This window comes from Streptomyces sp. NPDC046821, from assembly GCF_040645335.1.
Lineage (GTDB): Bacteria > Actinomycetota > Actinomycetes > Streptomycetales > Streptomycetaceae > Streptomyces.
Window position 1 is genome coordinate 52,516 of sequence record NZ_JBEYYB010000003.1, and the last position, 15,128, is coordinate 67,643.

Sequence of the window (15,128 nt, forward strand, 5' to 3'; positions counted from 1 at the left end):
GCCCTCCGGATGCGGGCGTGCTTGCTCGTACCGGGACAGCAGACCGTACGAAAGGAGCAGATGATGGTGACCGCGCGAGAGATCATGACCGCTGACGCGGAGTGTGTCGGCGAGCACGAGAGCGTGGTGGACGCGGCGCGCAAGATGGCCGGACTCGGCGTCGGGGCGCTGCCCATCTGCGGCAGCGACGAGCGGCTCAAGGGCGTTCTCACCGACCGCGACATCGTGGTGAAGGTACTGGGCCAGGGCAAGGACCCGATGCGTACGGAGGCGGGGGAACTGGCCCAGGGCAAGCCCGTGACCATCGGCGCCGGTGACGACGCCGCCGAGATACTGCGCACCATGTCCGCCAACAAGGTCCGCCGGCTGCCCGTCATCGACGGACACATCCTGGTCGGCATGGTCGCGCAGGCCGACGTCGCCCGCGCGCTGCCGGACCCGCAGGTGGGACACCTCCTCGAAGCGCTGTCCACCGACTGACCGCCGCACGTCCATCAGGCATCAGGCATCAGACTGGACCCGGCGGGCGGCGCCCTTCCCGGGTCCGGTGACGGCTCACCGGGTCCGCCGGGTCCAGTCACAGTGATCGGGCGAGCGCTCAACTCCCCAGCTGCGGCAGCACCTTGGTGCGGTGGAAGCCGAAGAACCCCTGCTGCTCCTTAGACCTTGAGGCCCGCGGGCCGTCGTGACGAGCCCGTCACCGATCCGGCCCGCCAGTTCCGCGGCCTGGGGGCCGAAGGACTCCGTCATGAAGACTCCTCGAGGGACGCAGGGACTTCCCACCCGAGTGGCCCGTTGGCCGGCGAGGAAACTTCCCCGCGCGAGCGGTGTCATGTGTCACGGCGGTCGCGTCGGGTACCCGGGCAACCGGGGGCGGGTCGGCAGGGTTGCCCTGCTCGTCGGCGGGGTGGCCGTCCTCGTACGCAAGGTGAGCCGTTGCCCGGCAGGTGCTCGCCGCCATCAGGGAGGAGCGACATGAAGTCCCGTCAACTCACCGAACTGGCACAGCAGTTGCGCGTCGACAGTGTCCGCGCCGCCGCGGCGGCCGGCTCCGGGCACCCCACGTCCTCGATGTCCGCCGCCGACCTGATGGCCGTCCTGCTGGCCAACCACCTGCGCTACGACTTCGACCGCCCCGCACACCCCGGCAACGACCGGTTCGTGCTCTCCAAGGGGCACGCCTCCCCGCTCCTGTACGCGACGTACAAGGCGGCAGGCGCCATCAACGACACCGAGCTGCTCACCTTCCGCAGGCTCGGCAGCCGACTTGAAGGGCATCCGACACCCCGGCGGCTGCCGTGGGTCGAGACGGCCACCGGCTCGCTCGGCCAGGGGCTGCCTGTCGGCGTCGGCATCGCGCTGGCCGGCAAGCGGCTCGACCGGACGGGATACCGCGTCTGGGTGCTGTGCGGCGACAGCGAACTTGCCGAGGGCTCCGTGTGGGAGGCCGCCGAACACGCCGGATACGAGCACCTGGACAACCTCACCGCGATCGTCGACGTCAACCGCCTCGGCCAGCGCGGCCCCACCCGTCACGGGCACGACCTGCACTCCTACGCGCGCCGGTTCCAGGCCTTCGGCTGGCACACCGTCGAGATCGACGGACACGACGTCGACGCAGTGGACCGCGCGTACGACGAGGCCGTGTCCACCAGCGGGCAGCCGACCGTGATCCTCGCCCGCACCCTCAAGGGCAAGGGCGTGGCATCCGTCCAGGACCGCGAAGGCCTGCACGGCAAACCGCTGCCCGACCCCGAGGAAGCCATCGCCGAACTCGGCGGCGTACGCGACCTGCGCGTCGAGGTACCCCACCCGCCCGCCGCACGGAGGCTGCACCCCGTGGGCTCGGGCCATGTGGAACTGCCCCGTTACGCGACCGGGGACGAGATCGCCACCCGCGACGCCTACGGCACTGCGCTCGCCGCCCTCGGCACCGCCCGCGGCGACGTCGTCGCCCTGGACGGCGAGGTCAGCGACTCCACCCGTTCCGAGTTCTTCGCCAAGGAACACCCCGACCGTTTCTTCGAGTGCTACATTGCCGAGCAGGAACTGGTCGCCACGTCGGTCGGGATGGCGGCGCGCGGCTGGGTGCCGTACGCGTCCACCTTCGCCGCGTTCCTCACCCGCGCCTACGACTTCGTGCGCATGGCCTCGATCAGCGGGGCCGGGATCAACCTCGTCGGATCGCACGCGGGCGTCTCCATCGGACAGGACGGGCCCTCGCAGATGGGACTCGAGGACCTGGCGATGTTCCGGACGGTGTACGGCTCCACCGTGCTGTACCCGTGCGACGCCAACCAGACGGCGAAGCTCGTCGCGGCGATGGCCGACCTCGACGGCGTCCGCTACCTGCGTACGACCCGCGGCGACACCCCCGTCATCTACAGCCCCACCGAGGATTTCCCCATCGGCGGGAGCAAGGTGCTGCGCGCGTCCGGAGAGGACCGGCTGACGGTGGTCGCGGCGGGCGTCACGCTCCACGAGGCGCTGAAGGCCGCCGAGACGCTCCGCGGCGAAGGTGTCCGGGTCCGCGTGATCGACCTCTACTCGGTCAAGCCCGTCGACGTCCCCACGCTGCGCGAGGCCGCCGAGATGACCGGCTGCCTCCTGACCGTGGAGGACCACCGCGAGGAGGGCGGCATCGGGGACGCGGTGCTCGACGCGTTCACCGACGGCCATCCCGTACCACGGCTTGTGCGGCTGGCCGTCCGGACGATGCCGGGCTCGGCGACCCCCGCGGAGCAGCTGCACACGGCCGGCATCGACGCCGAGACGATCGCGGTGGCGGCACGGCTGCTGGTGGAGACGGGGGTTGCGCACTGAGCTGGTTGTGCACTGACCTGGGTTATGCGGTGGCATGGGGGCGCGGGGTCACGCAGGCGCCGGGATACGCAGGCTGCGCCGACGACACTGATGTCCAAGTGGCGGCCCGCTAGGTCTTCCCGAGTTCCGTGATCCGTGCGGCGAGTTGTTGCCGGACGGGTTCCGGGAGCGCTTCGCCTCTGACGGAGCGGACGAGGTCGCCGGCCACCGCGTGGAGTTTCGTGTTGGTGTTCTGCGACACCGCGACCAGGACGGACCACGCGTCCTCGGGAGTCAGGCCGAAAGTGGCCATCAGGATCCCGCGTGCCAGGTCGATGGCGGGCCGGGTTTCCATGGCCCGCCGTAGTTGGACCAGTTCGATCCGCTCGGCGGACGGGTTAATGTGCAAGTTCGGCCGGACGTCTTCTGCCAGTGTGAGATTCGCGAGATCTGCGCGTCCCGACATCGCAGTCACTCCATCGCGTTTCGTGCGTCTGCTCTTCTCCCAGCGTCCGCCCGGTCCGCCGTATACGTCAAGAGATACCGGAAATCCGATTCACCTATTTGAATGCGCGAATCAAACATTATCCTTGGCATTATGGCTGGAGTACCGGAACCGCACACGGGCTGGACGTTCCTCACCAACCACGCCCGCGTGCTGGCGGCGATCGCGGAGGACCCCACCACCCGTATCCGCGACATGGCGGCCAGGTGCCGGCTCACCGAGCGGGCGGTCCAGAAGATCGTCTCGGATCTGGAACGGGACGGCTATCTCACGCACACCCGCCAGGGCCGGTCCAACACGTATCGCGTCGAGGACGGAACCATCCTGCGCCACCCGGCCGAGTCCGGTCTGACCGTGGCGGACCTCCTGGCCCTCCTGGTCCGACACGACACTGAGCACCACGTACGGCTGCCCTGAAAGCTGTACTCAGCCGTACTCAATCGCGGGTCGCTTCCTCGCGTACACGGCGACAACTGGCATGAATGAGACGGGACACGTGCATCTGCGAGATGCCGAAGTGTTCCGCGATGCGGCTCTGTGTCATGTCCTCGAAGAAGCGGAGGTAGAGGATGGTGCGTTCGCGTTCGGGTAGGTGTGCCAGGCCGGTTTTGGCGGCTTCCCGGTCGGTGATCACGTCGTAGGCCTCGTCGGGTTCGCCGAGGGAGTCGGCGAGGCTGAAGACGTCGTCGTCGGAGGGCAGGAGCCCGGCGTCGAGGGAGAGTGCGCTGAAGCCGTTGAGGGCGGTGAGGCCGTCGCGGACCTCGTCCTCGGTCAGCTGTGTGTGGGCGGCGACGGCGGCCACGCTGGGTTCCGGACCCGCTCCGGGCTGCTGCGCGAGGTGGCGGCGGGCGAGCCGCACCTTGTTGCGCAGGTCCTGCACGCGCCGGGGGACGTGGACGTCCCACATATGGTCGCGGAAGTGGCGGCGCAGCTCGCCCCGGATGGTGGGGACGGCGTAGGACTCGAAGGGGCCGCGCCGCGGGTCGTAGTTGTTGACGGCCCGGAGCAGTCCCATGGCCGCGACCTGGCGAAGGTCGTCGATGCTCTCGCCCTTGTCGTGGAAGCGGCCGGCGATGCGATGGGCCACGGGGAGCCAGGCCTCGACAACCTCTTCGCACAGCAGGTCCCGCTCGGGCCCTTCCCTCAGGCCCGCCAGGTGGGCGAAGGCCGCCGCCGTGTCGGGGCTGTCGCCGTGTGGACGGCGTGCGGGTGTGCGTGTGTGCCAGGAGGCGGTACGCGTGTGAGGCGTAGGTGTGGGAGGCGTACGCGTGTCAGACGTACGTGTGTGAGGGGTGCGCATGAAAATTCGCTCCTCAACGGTCTGGGCGGGGGCCATCCGCGAGAAGCGAAGAAAAGCGAAGCGCCCGGACGGTCGGCGACCCCAGGGAGCGGTACGCCGCTCGCGGTGGATGCCTCTGGTCCGAAGCACCGTTGTTGCGCGCCTGTCCTGCCATTGTCGCTCCAACAGCAGCCGAATTCGAATCGGGACCCGCAGTGCGCGGGCATACGTACCCCAGCCCGGCCAACAGGTCCTGAATATCGGCGAGTTGCCGGATCCCGTACAAATACCGGAACCGGAAGCGTCCCGGATGTTTGGCCGGCGGAGGCGGGGGTCACCCGCCTGAAGAGGCAGTTATGGCTGACGCAACCCATAAGAATTCCCCACGCAAGACCGCTTCGAGTTCAAACGATTCCCAGGTTTCCACCCGGGATTCGGACGGCGACGCGACGGAGAACCGGCAGCGCCCCACGGACGTGCTGCGCCGTGCGCGCGAGCAGTTCGCCGAGCTCACCGGGATCGCCGCGGAGTCCGTCTCGTCCTTCGAGCGGACGGAGGGCGGCTGGAGGCTGGAGATCGAGGCACTGGAACTTGCCAAGGTGCCCGACACGATGAGCCTCCTCGCGAGCTACCAGGTGGACCTGGACCCCGCGGGCGAACTCACCGGTTATCACCGTCTTCGCCGTTACGAACGGGGAAGGGCCGATCCGCACCGGCCCGACGGAGGCTAGCCCGGTCCCCGCGCGGACCGGGCAGACGAAGGAGGAGCAGTCGGTATGACCGTTGTCCCGACACAGCAGGCCGGCGGGGGAGGCGGCCCGAGCGGTCTGTACGACGTCCTGGAGCTCGTCCTGGACCGGGGGCTCGTCATCGACGCGTTCATCCGGGTCTCCCTCGTCGGTATCGAGATCCTGAAGATCGACGTACGCGTCGTCGTCGCCAGCGTGGACACCTATCTGCGGTTCGCCGAGGCGGTCAACCGGATCGATCTGGAGTCCGGGCAGAACAAGGAACCCGGCCTGCCCGACCTGGTCGGCGAGATCACCGAGTCCGGCAGCCGCGGCAAGGCGAAGGGCGCGCTGACCGGAGCCGCCGAGACCGTCTCGGACGCGTTCCAACAGGCGCGTGGCGATGAGCAGTCCCGGTCACGCTCCGAGGACCGCCAAGCCGAATCGAGGCCCCACACCCGCAGGTCCACGTCCGGCACCCGGAAGAGGAAGAAGGAGGAGGAGCAGGAGTGAGCACCTACGTCTACGGCATCGCGGCGGCCTCGCACCCCTCGCTTCCCCAGGGCATGAGAGGCATCGGCGAGCCGGCGCGTTCGGTACGCGTCCTGCGGGAGGGCGAGTTGGCGGCCATCGTCAGCGACGCCCCCGACGGACTGCGGCCTAAACGCCGGGATCTGCTCGCCCACCAGAGCGTGCTCAGCGAGGCGGGCGCCGGAGGCACGGTGCTGCCCATGAGATTCGGCAGCATCGCCCACGACGACGACGCCGTCACCGGGGTGCTGGCCGAGCGCGCCGAACACTACGGGGAACGGCTCGCCGCGCTGGAAGGCAAGTCCGAGTACAACGTCAAGGCCAGCCACGACGAAGACGCCGTCCTGCTGCGCGTGATGACGGAGGACCCGCGGGTCCGCGCCACCGCGGACGCCAACAGACGGGCGGGCGGGGGCAGTCAGGAGGAACGGCTGCGCCTGGGCGAGATGGTGGCGGCCGCCGTGCAGAGCCGCGAGGAGCAGGACGGCCAGGAGCTGAGGCGGGAGCTGGAGAAGCTCGCCGAATCCATCAGCGTCGGCCCGGAGTCCTCGGGCTGGCTGGCGAACGTGTCGCTGCTGGTGGACCAGCGGTCTGCCGAGGAGTTCCTGGCCGCGGTGGAGGAGATCCGCGAGGGCCACCCGTATCTGGATCTGCGCGTCAACGGACCGCTGCCGCCCTACAGCTTCGTCGAGCCCGGTCCGTCCGAGCCGGCGAGCGCGGCGGCGGGTTCGGGCGGCGCCGGCAGGGAGTGATGAGCGCATGGGACTGATCAGTGAGGTGCTGCTCCTGCCGTTCGCGCCGGTGCGCGGCAGCCGGTGGGTGGTGCAGCAGGCACTCGCCGAGGCGGAGCGGCAGTACTACGACCCGGCGGTCGTCCGCGCCGAGCTGGCCCAGCTCGAGGAGAGGCTCGAGTCGGGCGAGATCGACGAGGCCGAGTTCGACCGGCTCGAGGACGGACTGCTCGACCGACTGGAAATCGGCCTGCACCACCCCGGTGCAGGGACGGACGACTGGACGACGTCATGAACCGACTGGGAATCGGCCTCGCTCTCGGGGCCGGGTACGTCCTGGGACGTACGAGGAAGATGAAGCTGGCCCTCGCGGTCGGCAGCATGGTGGCCGGCAGACAACTGCCGCTGAGCCCCCGCGCAGTCGCGGACCTGGTGTCCGGTCAGCTGCAGGGCAGTCCCGAGGTCAAGGAGCTCACGGACGAGGTGCGCGGCGAGTTGAGCGGGGTGGGGAAGGCCGCCTCCGGAGCACTGATCGAGCGGCAGGTCGAGAGCCTCGCCGACCGCCTGCACGGGCGGACCGAGCAGATCCGCGAGGAGCTCGAGGACACGGCTCCGAGGGAGGAAGGCAACGGCGAGGAAGAGGAGGACCGTGGCCCCCGGGATGAGGAGGACCGGCGTCCCGGGGACGAGGACGAAGAGTCCGGTGCGCAGGAGAGCAGGCCGTCCCGGCCGCGCACGAAGGCCTCCGGCAGGAAGCCCGCCGCGAAGCAGACCGCCTCGAAGCAGCGCACCACGAAGCAGGGTCCAGCGAAGAAGCCGGCGGCCAAGAGGGCTCCCGCCAAGAAGAGTTCGGCGCGCCGCACCACGAAGACCCGGGCATCGAGCGGAGGCGGTGGAGATGACTGACACCACCGGACGCGCAACCGGCCAGGTGAAGGACAGCCCTCTCGCCGACCTCGCCCAGAGCGAGGCCGCCGAACGGCTCAAGGCGGAGGTGCAGGACTATCTGGCCGCCCAGACCGAGCGGCTCCTCGTCGGCGTCGGACACAAGCTCGGCGAGACGACCAGCAAACTCAACGACATCGCCGAAGGCAACAGCCCCGGCTTCACCCGGCTCGTCCGCGACAGCGGCCGCAAGCTCGCCGAGGGCAAGGGGCCGCTGCGCTCCATGCTGGAGATCGGTGCGGGCCGCGCCAAGGACCAGGTGAAAGGTGCCTTCCAGAACCTGACCGGCGGCAAGGCAAAGCGCAAGCGCAGCGCGGGCAAGAAGCCCACCGTCATCATGGAGTTCATCGACGTCGGTGTACCGCTGCGCACGGCGTACGACCAGTGGACCCAGTACCAGGACTTCAGCACCTTCGCGAAGGGCGTCAAGAGTGCGAGTCGCTCCGACGACACCACGTCGGAATGGCACCTCAAGGTCGCCTTGTCCAACCGGAGTTGGAAGGCCCGTACCACCGAACAGATCGCGGACGACCGGATCGCCTGGACGTCCGAGGGAGCCAAGGGCACGACGAAGGGCGTCGTCTCCTTCCACCCGATCACCGAGAACCTCACCCGCGTCCTGCTGGTCATGGAGTACTACCCCCAGGGGTTCTTCGAGAAGACCGGCAACATCTGGCGCGCCCAGGGCCGCCGGACCCGGCTCGACCTCAAGAACTTCGCCCGGTCCGTCACGATCAAGGGCGAGCCCGAGGACAGCTGGCGCGGCGAGATCCGCGACGGCGAGGTGGTCCGCAGCCACGAGGACGCACTCGCCGAGGAAGAAGAGGAAGAAGAGGGCGAGTACGAGGAGTACGACGAGGACGAGCCGGAGGACGAAGGGGAGCCGAGGGACGAAGAAGAGGAGGAGGAAGAAGGGGAAATGGAGGACGAAGGCGAACCGGAGTACGCGGACGAACCTGAGTACGACGAGGAGGAAGAAGAAGAGGACGACGAAGCGGAGCCCGTCGAGACCGGGAGCCACCGATGACCACCGCCGGCCGACTCCCAGAGCCCTACGGGCCAAGCAGTGGCGCCAACCTTGCCGACGTCCTCGAACGAGTCCTCGACAAGGGCATCGTGATCGCCGGTGACATCCGTATCAACCTCCTCGACATCGAACTGCTCACCATCAAACTCCGGCTCATCGTCGCCTCGGTCGACAAGGCGAAGGAGATGGGCATCGACTGGTGGGAGGACGACCCCGCACTGTCGTCCGGCGCGCGCCGCAAGGAACTGGCCCGGGAGAACCAGGAGTTGCGCCAGCGACTTGAGGAGCTGGAACGCGCCGGTATCGAGGAAGAGGCCCGATGAACGGCGGGCTGCGCTACGTGTACGCCATCTGCGGCGCCCTGCCGGACGCGTCGCGGAACGAGGTGACGGGCATCGCCGGAGCCCCGCTCGCCGTGATCCGCCATGACGGCCTGACCGCCGTGGCCAGCACCGTCGCGGAGCGGGACTTCGCCGAAGAACCGCTGCGGGCCCGTCTGGAGGACCTGGACTTCCTCAGCGCGACCGCCCGCGCCCACCACCGGGTCATCGACGCGCTCACCAACGTCACCAGCCCGCTGCCCCTGCGCCTCGGGACCGTCTTCCGGGACGACGACGCCGTACGCGCGATGCTGCGGGACCGCGAGGAGGAGTTCCTGCGCGCCCTGGACCGCCTCGACGGGCGGGTCGAATGGGGCGTCAAGATCTACGCCGGCCCAGCCGCCCCCGAGGAACAGGCCACGGAAGCCGAGGGACCGCGTGACACCGGTGGCGCCACGACGGGCCGGGACTATCTCCGCCGGCGGCGCACCCTGCACCGCGCACGTGAAGCCACCTGGGACCGCGCCGAGGAATTCGCCGGGCGCCTGCACCATTCCCTCGCCGAGTACGCGGAGGACGACCGGATCCACCGGCCGCAGAGCGCCACCCTCTCCCGAGCGGCGGGCCGCAACATCCTCAACGCCGCCTACCTCGTGCCGCGTTCACGATCCGAGGAGTTCGTCGCACTGGTCGACGGCGCCAAGGGCGAGGTGACCGACCTGCGCGTCGAACTCACCGGCCCCTGGGCGGCCTACTCCTTCAGCGAGCCCTCCCACCGAACCCAGAACGAGGAGGGGACGTGAGCAGCCTCATCGAGCACCGTGAGTTCAGCCTCGTCGACCTCCTGGACCGGCTCCTCGCGGGCGGCGTAGTGGTCACCGGGCAGCTCACCCTGCGTATCGCGGACGTCGACCTCGTACGCATCGACCTGAACGCGCTCATCAGCGCTGTGAACGACCAAGTGCCCGCACCCTGGGGTGACTTGACGTGACCAGTGAGAACCGCCCCCGCGAGACGGGGAAGAGCCTAACGGGCAGGAGCCACCTCGACCTCGACCCCGACACCGTGGAACGGGACCTCGTCAAGCTCGTGCTGACCGTCGTCGAACTGCTCCACCAGCTCATGGAACGTCAGGCCGTGCGGCGCTTCGACACCGGCGAGCTGACGCCGGAACAGGAAGAGCGGATCGGGCTGACCCTCATGCTCCTCGAGGACCGCATGACCGAACTGCGTGAGCGGTACGACCTGCGGCCCGAGGACCTCAACCTGGACCTCGGCCCGCTCGGCCCTCTGCTTCCCAGGGACTGACATCACGCGCCGAAGTTCCCCGCACCCCCAGGAGGCTGCGGGGAACTGCGGTCAATACGACCCGGTCAGACGAGTTCGCCGGCGCGGGCCACGACCTGGCCGCCGTGGACGACCATGTCGCGCTGCGGCAGGTCGACCACGATCTGCGGCACGCACTCGCCCTTGAGCAGGACGAAGTCCGCCGGCGACCCGGGCTTGAAGTCGACGTGGGGCAGGCCCATCACGTCGGCGGAGCCGTTGGCGCCGACCGTGTAACAGGCGGTCAGCTCCTCGTCGAGGCGGACGTCGGTGATCTGGCCGAGGATGTGCGCCCGGTGGAACATGTCGGCGTTGCCGAACGGGCTCCAGGAGTCACGGACACCGTCCGAGCCGAGGCCGACGCGCACCCCGTGCTTCTGCAGCGTGGCGATCGGCAGCACCGTGTTCTCGCCCGGCGCCACCGTCGTCAGGGCGATGTCCTGCGCCGCCAGATCGGCGGCCATCGTCTCGAGGTCGCCCTTCGACATGTACGGCAGGCAGAACACGTGACTGACCGTCACCTTGCCGCGCAGCGAAAGGGCCTTGGTGCGGTCGATGATGCCGCGCAGGACCCTCGTGCCCCTCTCGTCCCGGTCGTGCAGGTGGATGTCGACACCGACGTCGTACTTGTCGGCGAGGTCGAAGACCAGGTCGAGCTGCTCGTCGAGGGCGTTGTCGAAGCTGATCGGGTCGATGCCGCCGACCATGTCGATCAGGCCCGCGCGCGCCGCGTCCTCCAGGAGCTTCGCGGTGCCCGGCGTGCGGACGACGCCGTGCTGCGGGAACGCCACGATCTGCACGTCGAGCGCGTCGGCGAGCCGCTCGCGCGCCTCGGCGATGCCTTCGACGCCCGCCAGGCCGAACGCGGGCGCCACGTCGGCGTGCGCGCGCATCGCGCGGGTGCCGCGGGTCACGGCGTGCGCCATCAGGCCGTAGGCCCGCTCGGCGACCGGACGCTTCTGCGCCTTGAACAGCTCGACGTCCTGCTCGGTGAAGTCGGCGATGGTTCTCGCCGGCTTGCGGGACACCCAGGAGCCGCCCCAGCTGGTCTTGTCCGGGTGGATGTGCGCGTCGACCAGGGCCGGCAGCGCGATACGGCCGCCGCCGTCGATCACCTTGGCGCCCTTGGGCGCGGGCCCGGCGGCGACGATACCGTCGATCACCGTGAGGTCGACGGCCTCGGCGGCGGCGAACGGCCGGATGTTGCGGAACACCACGGGCTTGCGGGGCGCCTTGCCTCCGGCGGCCGGCGCGGCTGCGGCCTGCGCCGCCCCGGCCGTGCCGAGCGTCGTCGTCGCGCCGAGCAGCGCGGCACCGGCGAGGACGCCGCGACGGGACAGGGGAGGGGGAGTCATACGGTTCTCCTCAGTGTGGTGTCAGAGACGTACGGGTGGGTGCGCGGGCGTGCGTCAGGGCGTGATGCCCGGGCTCCCCACAGGGGCATGGGGGGCTGGCCCGCCAATTGGTATACCAATTAGTAAAGGTGCGGCAAGGATGCCGTCAGGGAGAGGGAAAGGTCAGCGGCGCTTTCACGCCGAATTTCGGGCCTTTCGAAGCTTCCGTGGTGCCGGTGCCTCAGGTTTGGTATACAACCCGGCTTCGGGGCGCGCCGGAGGGCCGGCGGAACGGCGCGGCCGGGGACGGGAAATGGGCGCCGCCGGGAGCCCGAAGGTCGACCATGAAGGAACTGCTCCCGTCTCAAGGAGGCCCCGCATGACGATCCGGCGGATGGACAACGTGCTCGTTGTCGTCGACGATCTCGACGCCGTCATCACGTTCTTCGTGGAACTCGGCATGGAACTGGAAGGCCGGTCGCCGCTCGAAGGGCGGTGGGCCGAGCGCGTGATCGGGCTCGAGAACGTCAAGCAGGAGATCGCGATGCTGCGTACTCCGGACGGCCACGGGCGAGTGGAACTGGCCAAGTTCCACAAGCCCGTTGCGATCACCCCGGAACCCAAGGAAGCGCCGTCCAACACGCTGGGTCTGCGCCGCATCATGTTCACCGTCGACGACATCAACGACGTGATCGCCCGCCTGCGCGCCCACGGCGCCGAACTCGTGGGCACGGTGGAGCGCTTCCAGGACAGCTATCTGCTCTGCTACGTCCGAGGACCCGAGGGGATCGTCATCGGGCTCGCGGAGCAGCTGGGCTGACGGGCGTCCGCCGGCCAGTCCAGCTGCTCCGCCGGCAGGGCGTCCGCCGGTCGGCCCAGCTGCTCCGCCGGCGGGCGTATCGCCGGTCAGCCCGGCTGCTCTCCGCCGACGGGCGTTTCGCCGGTCAGCGCATACGCCGGGCCACTCGCTCCGGGGCGAACCGGGCCGCCAGGCTCCCGTCCGCCGTCCCCGTCACCAGACCGGCGATCAGCCTGCCCGTCGCGGGCGCCAGCATCAGGCCGAGCATGTTGTGGCCCGTGGCGAGGAAGACGCCCGGCCGGCCCGGCACCGGGCCGATCAGGGGCAGGCCGTCCGGCGTCATCGGGCGCGGGCCCATCCACTCCTGTTCCCGCCGGTCCCAGTCCGCGCCGGGCAGATACGGGCGGGCGGCCCGCGCGATCGCGTCGACCCTGCGCTGGCGGAACCGGTCCGGGTCGCGGTCGAACTCCATCGTCCCGGCGACCCGTACATGCTTGCCGAGCGGCGTGAGGACGGCCTTCGCCGAGCCCAGGTGGACCAGCCGCGTGGGCAGTTCGTCGGTGGGGACGGCGAAGCTGTAGCCCTTGCCCGCCACCAGGTCGACGTCCACACCGAGCCCGCGCAGCTGCTCACGCGACCACACCCCGGCGGCGATGACGACGACGTCGGCGCTGTACGTACCGGCGCTGGTGCGCACATGGGTGCGTCCCCCGGCCCGGCGTACGGCGGTGACGCGGGCGCCCTCGACGAGCGTTGCCCCGTCCGCGCGGAGCCGTTGGGCCAGTGACTCGACGAAGCGTGCCGGGTCCAGGGACCACTGGTGCTCGACCACGAATCCGGCTCGGGCCGCAGCCCCAAGCGCGGGTTCCATGTCGGCCAACTCGTCAGCTGTGAGCGGTAGTTCAGTGGCGAGGGGTGCGCCGAGTCGACGGAAGGCGGCGAGCCCGTGCTCGGCCGCCTTGTGCGACGGATACGCGAACAGGAAGCCGTTCTTCGCGGCCCCGCCGTCCACCCCAAGAGCCTCCAACTCCTCGAACAGGGCGAAGGTGTCCTCCGCGAGCGCGGCGAGCGACGCCGCGCCCGCCGCGTAGTGACGGCTCGTGCTGTGCAGGCCGAGGCGGGCCAGGAAACCCCAAAGGCGGGCGCTGGGAACGGGGTTGATCCACAGCGGGCTCGCGGGGCGGAGCATTCCGGCGACGGCCTTGACCGCGAGTCCCGGGGAACCGAGCGGTTCCACGATGTCGGGGCAGACCTCACCGGCGTTGCCGCGCGAGGCCCCGCTGCCGATCCGGTCGCGCTCCAGAACGGTGACCTGGAGCCCGGCCCGGCCGAGTGCGTGGGCGCAGGCCAGGCCGACCACTCCGCCGCCGACCACGAGCGCGGTCGCGGGCCGGGCCGAGGACAGGGGAGAGGGGGTGCTCACGAGGGCTCCGTCAGGGTGGGCCGGGGGACGTCGGGGGCGGTGACGTCGTACGTACCGTCCGAGCTGGTCTCCGCGAGGCTCCTGCCGCTGGTCTCGGGCGCGAGGCGGTACGAGACCAGCCAGCCGACGCCGCAGATGAGCGCGCCCAGGAACATGGCGAGCCGGGTGCTGTGGCCGAGCACGACCGGCGCACCCCACGTACCGATCGCGGCGCCGATACGGCTGGCGCCGGTGGCGAAGCCGTTGGCCGTGGCGCGGATCGACGTCGGGAACAGCTCCGACGGATAGACGGCCTGGAGGCACTGGCTGGAGAACGACGCGAGGCCGAAGACGGCGAAGAGGACGAGGACCGCCGTGGGGGACGGCTCGGCGAGGAGCGACAGCACCAGCAAGGGCACGGCGGCCAGCGCGAAACTCCACAACAGCAGTGGCCGACGGCCTTTGTTGATGAAGAGGATCCCGGAGAGCGAGCCGAGCACGAAGAAGATCTGGAGCGCGACGGAGCCCAGGTAGGCGCTGTTGCCATGACTGAGACCGAGCGAGGCGAGGATCGTCGGCTCGTAGGTGGTGATCGCGTAGATGGGCAGGAGCTGGCAGGCCCAGAAGACGCCGATGAAGAGGGTCCGGCGCCCGTACTCGCCCCGGAAGATGTCCGTGTACCGGCGCGCGCCCGTGGTGTCGGCCTCGGCCTCCAGGTCGTGCAACTCGGCGTCGGCGCCCAGCATTTGGCGTACCACCTGGCGGGCCTCGTCCGTGCGGCCCTTGCTCATGAGCCAGCGGGGTGACTCGGGAGTGCCGAAGCGCAGCAGCAGGATCAGACACGCGGGCACCGCGCTGCTGGCGAGCATCCAGCGCCAGTCGTCATGGCCCGAACTCATCATCAGGTAGCCGACGACATACGCCGTCGCGGCGCCCACCGACCACATCGTCACCATGACGACCAGGAGTGGGCCGCGGGAGTTGCGCGGTGCGAACTCGGAGGCGATCGTGCCCGCGATGGCGAAGTCGGCGCCGATGGCGATGCCCATCGCGAAGCGCAGCAGGGTCAGCGTCCACGGGTCGGACACGAAGAACTGGCCGGCCGACAGCAGGATGAACGCGGCGATGTCGGCGAGGTACACCTTCTGCCGGCCGACCTTGTCGGTGACCCAGCCGAAGACGAGGCCGCCGACGAACATGCCGATGAGCGACGCGGAGCCGATCAGGCCAGACATGGCGCCGCCGAGGCCGAAGTCGTGAGTGATCAGCGGCAGTGCGACGCCGATGATGCTGAGGATGTACCCGTCGCAGAACTCGCCGCCGCCCGCGTAGAGCGTGACGAGCCAATGCGTTCTGTTGGGGCGGGAGTTCTCCAGTGATACGGACATGCCGACTCCTG

Annotated in this window: 19 protein-coding genes; 14 read left to right on the forward strand and 5 right to left on the reverse strand. The window is 69.8% G+C overall.

From position 1 onward, the window contains the following. The first annotated feature begins 63 nt into the window (after positions 1-63). The gene (locus tag ABZ893_RS06790; protein ID WP_361397905.1) at positions 64-480 is read left to right on the forward strand and encodes a CBS domain-containing protein; all 417 of its coding nucleotides are present in this window, start codon (positions 64-66) and stop codon (positions 478-480) included. Between the two features lie 495 nt (positions 481-975). Next, positions 976-2,823, forward strand: coding sequence for a transketolase (locus ABZ893_RS06795; protein ID WP_361397908.1), 1,848 nt, complete (start codon positions 976-978; stop codon positions 2,821-2,823). A 109-nt stretch (positions 2,824-2,932) separates the two neighbouring features. Here ABZ893_RS06795 and ABZ893_RS06800 read toward each other — a convergent pair whose 3' ends face one another. Then, a complete protein-coding gene (locus ABZ893_RS06800; RefSeq protein WP_361397910.1) occupies positions 2,933-3,211 on the reverse strand; it encodes an ANTAR domain-containing protein in 279 nt (92 codons plus the stop codon). A gap of 189 nt (positions 3,212-3,400) precedes the next feature. On the opposite strand from ABZ893_RS06800, the gene ABZ893_RS06805 reads away from it, so the two are divergent. Then, positions 3,401-3,724: a winged helix-turn-helix domain-containing protein gene (locus tag ABZ893_RS06805; RefSeq protein ID WP_361397913.1), complete on the forward strand. Its 324-nt coding sequence runs from the start codon at positions 3,401-3,403 to the stop codon at positions 3,722-3,724. A 19-nt stretch (positions 3,725-3,743) separates the two neighbouring features. On the opposite strand, the gene ABZ893_RS06810 is transcribed toward ABZ893_RS06805, so the two are convergent. Next, positions 3,744-4,607, reverse strand: coding sequence for a SigB/SigF/SigG family RNA polymerase sigma factor (locus tag ABZ893_RS06810; protein WP_361397916.1), 864 nt, complete (start codon positions 4,605-4,607; stop codon positions 3,744-3,746). Between the two features lie 335 nt (positions 4,608-4,942). Here ABZ893_RS06810 and ABZ893_RS06815 point away from each other — a divergent pair, with 335 nt between their 5' ends. Genes ABZ893_RS06815 through ABZ893_RS06860 form a run of 10 tightly spaced genes read left to right on the forward strand, consistent with a single transcriptional unit; the run spans position 4,943 to position 10,176 of the window. Then, positions 4,943-5,317, forward strand: coding sequence for a gas vesicle protein (locus ABZ893_RS06815; RefSeq protein WP_361397919.1), 375 nt, complete (start codon positions 4,943-4,945; stop codon positions 5,315-5,317). A 45-nt stretch (positions 5,318-5,362) separates the two neighbouring features. Beyond that, on the forward strand, positions 5,363-5,827 hold the full coding sequence (locus tag ABZ893_RS06820; protein WP_361397922.1) for a gas vesicle structural protein GvpA: 465 nt from the start codon (positions 5,363-5,365) through the stop codon (positions 5,825-5,827). Further along, positions 5,824-6,597 (forward strand): GvpL/GvpF family gas vesicle protein, encoded by a 774-nt coding sequence (locus ABZ893_RS06825; RefSeq protein WP_361397924.1) that lies wholly within the window; start codon positions 5,824-5,826, stop codon positions 6,595-6,597. Before ABZ893_RS06820 ends, ABZ893_RS06825 begins: the two co-directional genes overlap by 4 nt. Positions 6,598-6,604: 7 nt before the next feature. Further along, positions 6,605-6,871: a gas vesicle protein GvpG gene (locus ABZ893_RS06830; RefSeq protein WP_361397927.1), complete on the forward strand. Its 267-nt coding sequence runs from the start codon at positions 6,605-6,607 to the stop codon at positions 6,869-6,871. Beyond that, complete coding sequence (locus ABZ893_RS06835) at positions 6,868-7,482, forward strand: DNA primase (protein ID WP_361397930.1); 615 nt, start codon at positions 6,868-6,870, stop codon at positions 7,480-7,482. Before ABZ893_RS06830 ends, ABZ893_RS06835 begins: the two co-directional genes overlap by 4 nt. Then, entirely contained in the window at positions 7,475-8,548 is a 1,074-nt protein-coding gene (locus ABZ893_RS06840; RefSeq protein ID WP_361397937.1) for an SRPBCC family protein, read from the forward strand. The genes ABZ893_RS06835 and ABZ893_RS06840 overlap by 8 nt, the downstream gene beginning before the upstream one ends. Next, on the forward strand, positions 8,545-8,871 hold the full coding sequence (locus ABZ893_RS06845; RefSeq protein ID WP_361397940.1) for a gas vesicle protein: 327 nt from the start codon (positions 8,545-8,547) through the stop codon (positions 8,869-8,871). Before ABZ893_RS06840 ends, ABZ893_RS06845 begins: the two co-directional genes overlap by 4 nt. Next, positions 8,868-9,671, forward strand: a complete 804-nt coding sequence (locus ABZ893_RS06850) for a GvpL/GvpF family gas vesicle protein (protein WP_361397942.1) — start codon at positions 8,868-8,870, stop codon at positions 9,669-9,671. The genes ABZ893_RS06845 and ABZ893_RS06850 overlap by 4 nt, the downstream gene beginning before the upstream one ends. Continuing rightward, the gene (locus tag ABZ893_RS06855; protein WP_361397946.1) at positions 9,668-9,859 is read left to right on the forward strand and encodes a gas vesicle protein; all 192 of its coding nucleotides are present in this window, start codon (positions 9,668-9,670) and stop codon (positions 9,857-9,859) included. Before ABZ893_RS06850 ends, ABZ893_RS06855 begins: the two co-directional genes overlap by 4 nt. Next, positions 9,856-10,176, forward strand: coding sequence for a gas vesicle protein K (locus ABZ893_RS06860; protein WP_361397949.1), 321 nt, complete (start codon positions 9,856-9,858; stop codon positions 10,174-10,176). Before ABZ893_RS06855 ends, ABZ893_RS06860 begins: the two co-directional genes overlap by 4 nt. Before the next feature lie 65 nt (positions 10,177-10,241). Here the strand turns inward: ABZ893_RS06860 and ABZ893_RS06865 are convergent, their stop codons facing one another. Further along, on the reverse strand, positions 10,242-11,549 hold the full coding sequence (locus tag ABZ893_RS06865) for an amidohydrolase (protein WP_361397952.1): 1,308 nt from the start codon (positions 11,547-11,549) through the stop codon (positions 10,242-10,244). 358 nt (positions 11,550-11,907) lie between these two features. Between ABZ893_RS06865 and ABZ893_RS06870 the strand changes: the two genes are divergently transcribed. Beyond that, positions 11,908-12,348 (forward strand): VOC family protein, encoded by a 441-nt coding sequence (locus ABZ893_RS06870; protein WP_361397954.1) that lies wholly within the window; start codon positions 11,908-11,910, stop codon positions 12,346-12,348. A 124-nt stretch (positions 12,349-12,472) separates the two neighbouring features. Here ABZ893_RS06870 and ABZ893_RS06875 read toward each other — a convergent pair whose 3' ends face one another. Then, positions 12,473-13,750: an FAD-dependent oxidoreductase gene (locus ABZ893_RS06875; RefSeq protein ID WP_361397957.1), complete on the reverse strand. Its 1,278-nt coding sequence runs from the start codon at positions 13,748-13,750 to the stop codon at positions 12,473-12,475. After that, positions 13,747-15,117, reverse strand: a complete 1,371-nt coding sequence (locus ABZ893_RS06880; protein WP_361397960.1) for an MFS transporter — start codon at positions 15,115-15,117, stop codon at positions 13,747-13,749. Before ABZ893_RS06880 ends, ABZ893_RS06875 begins: the two co-directional genes overlap by 4 nt. Positions 15,118-15,128: the final 11 nt, after the last annotated feature.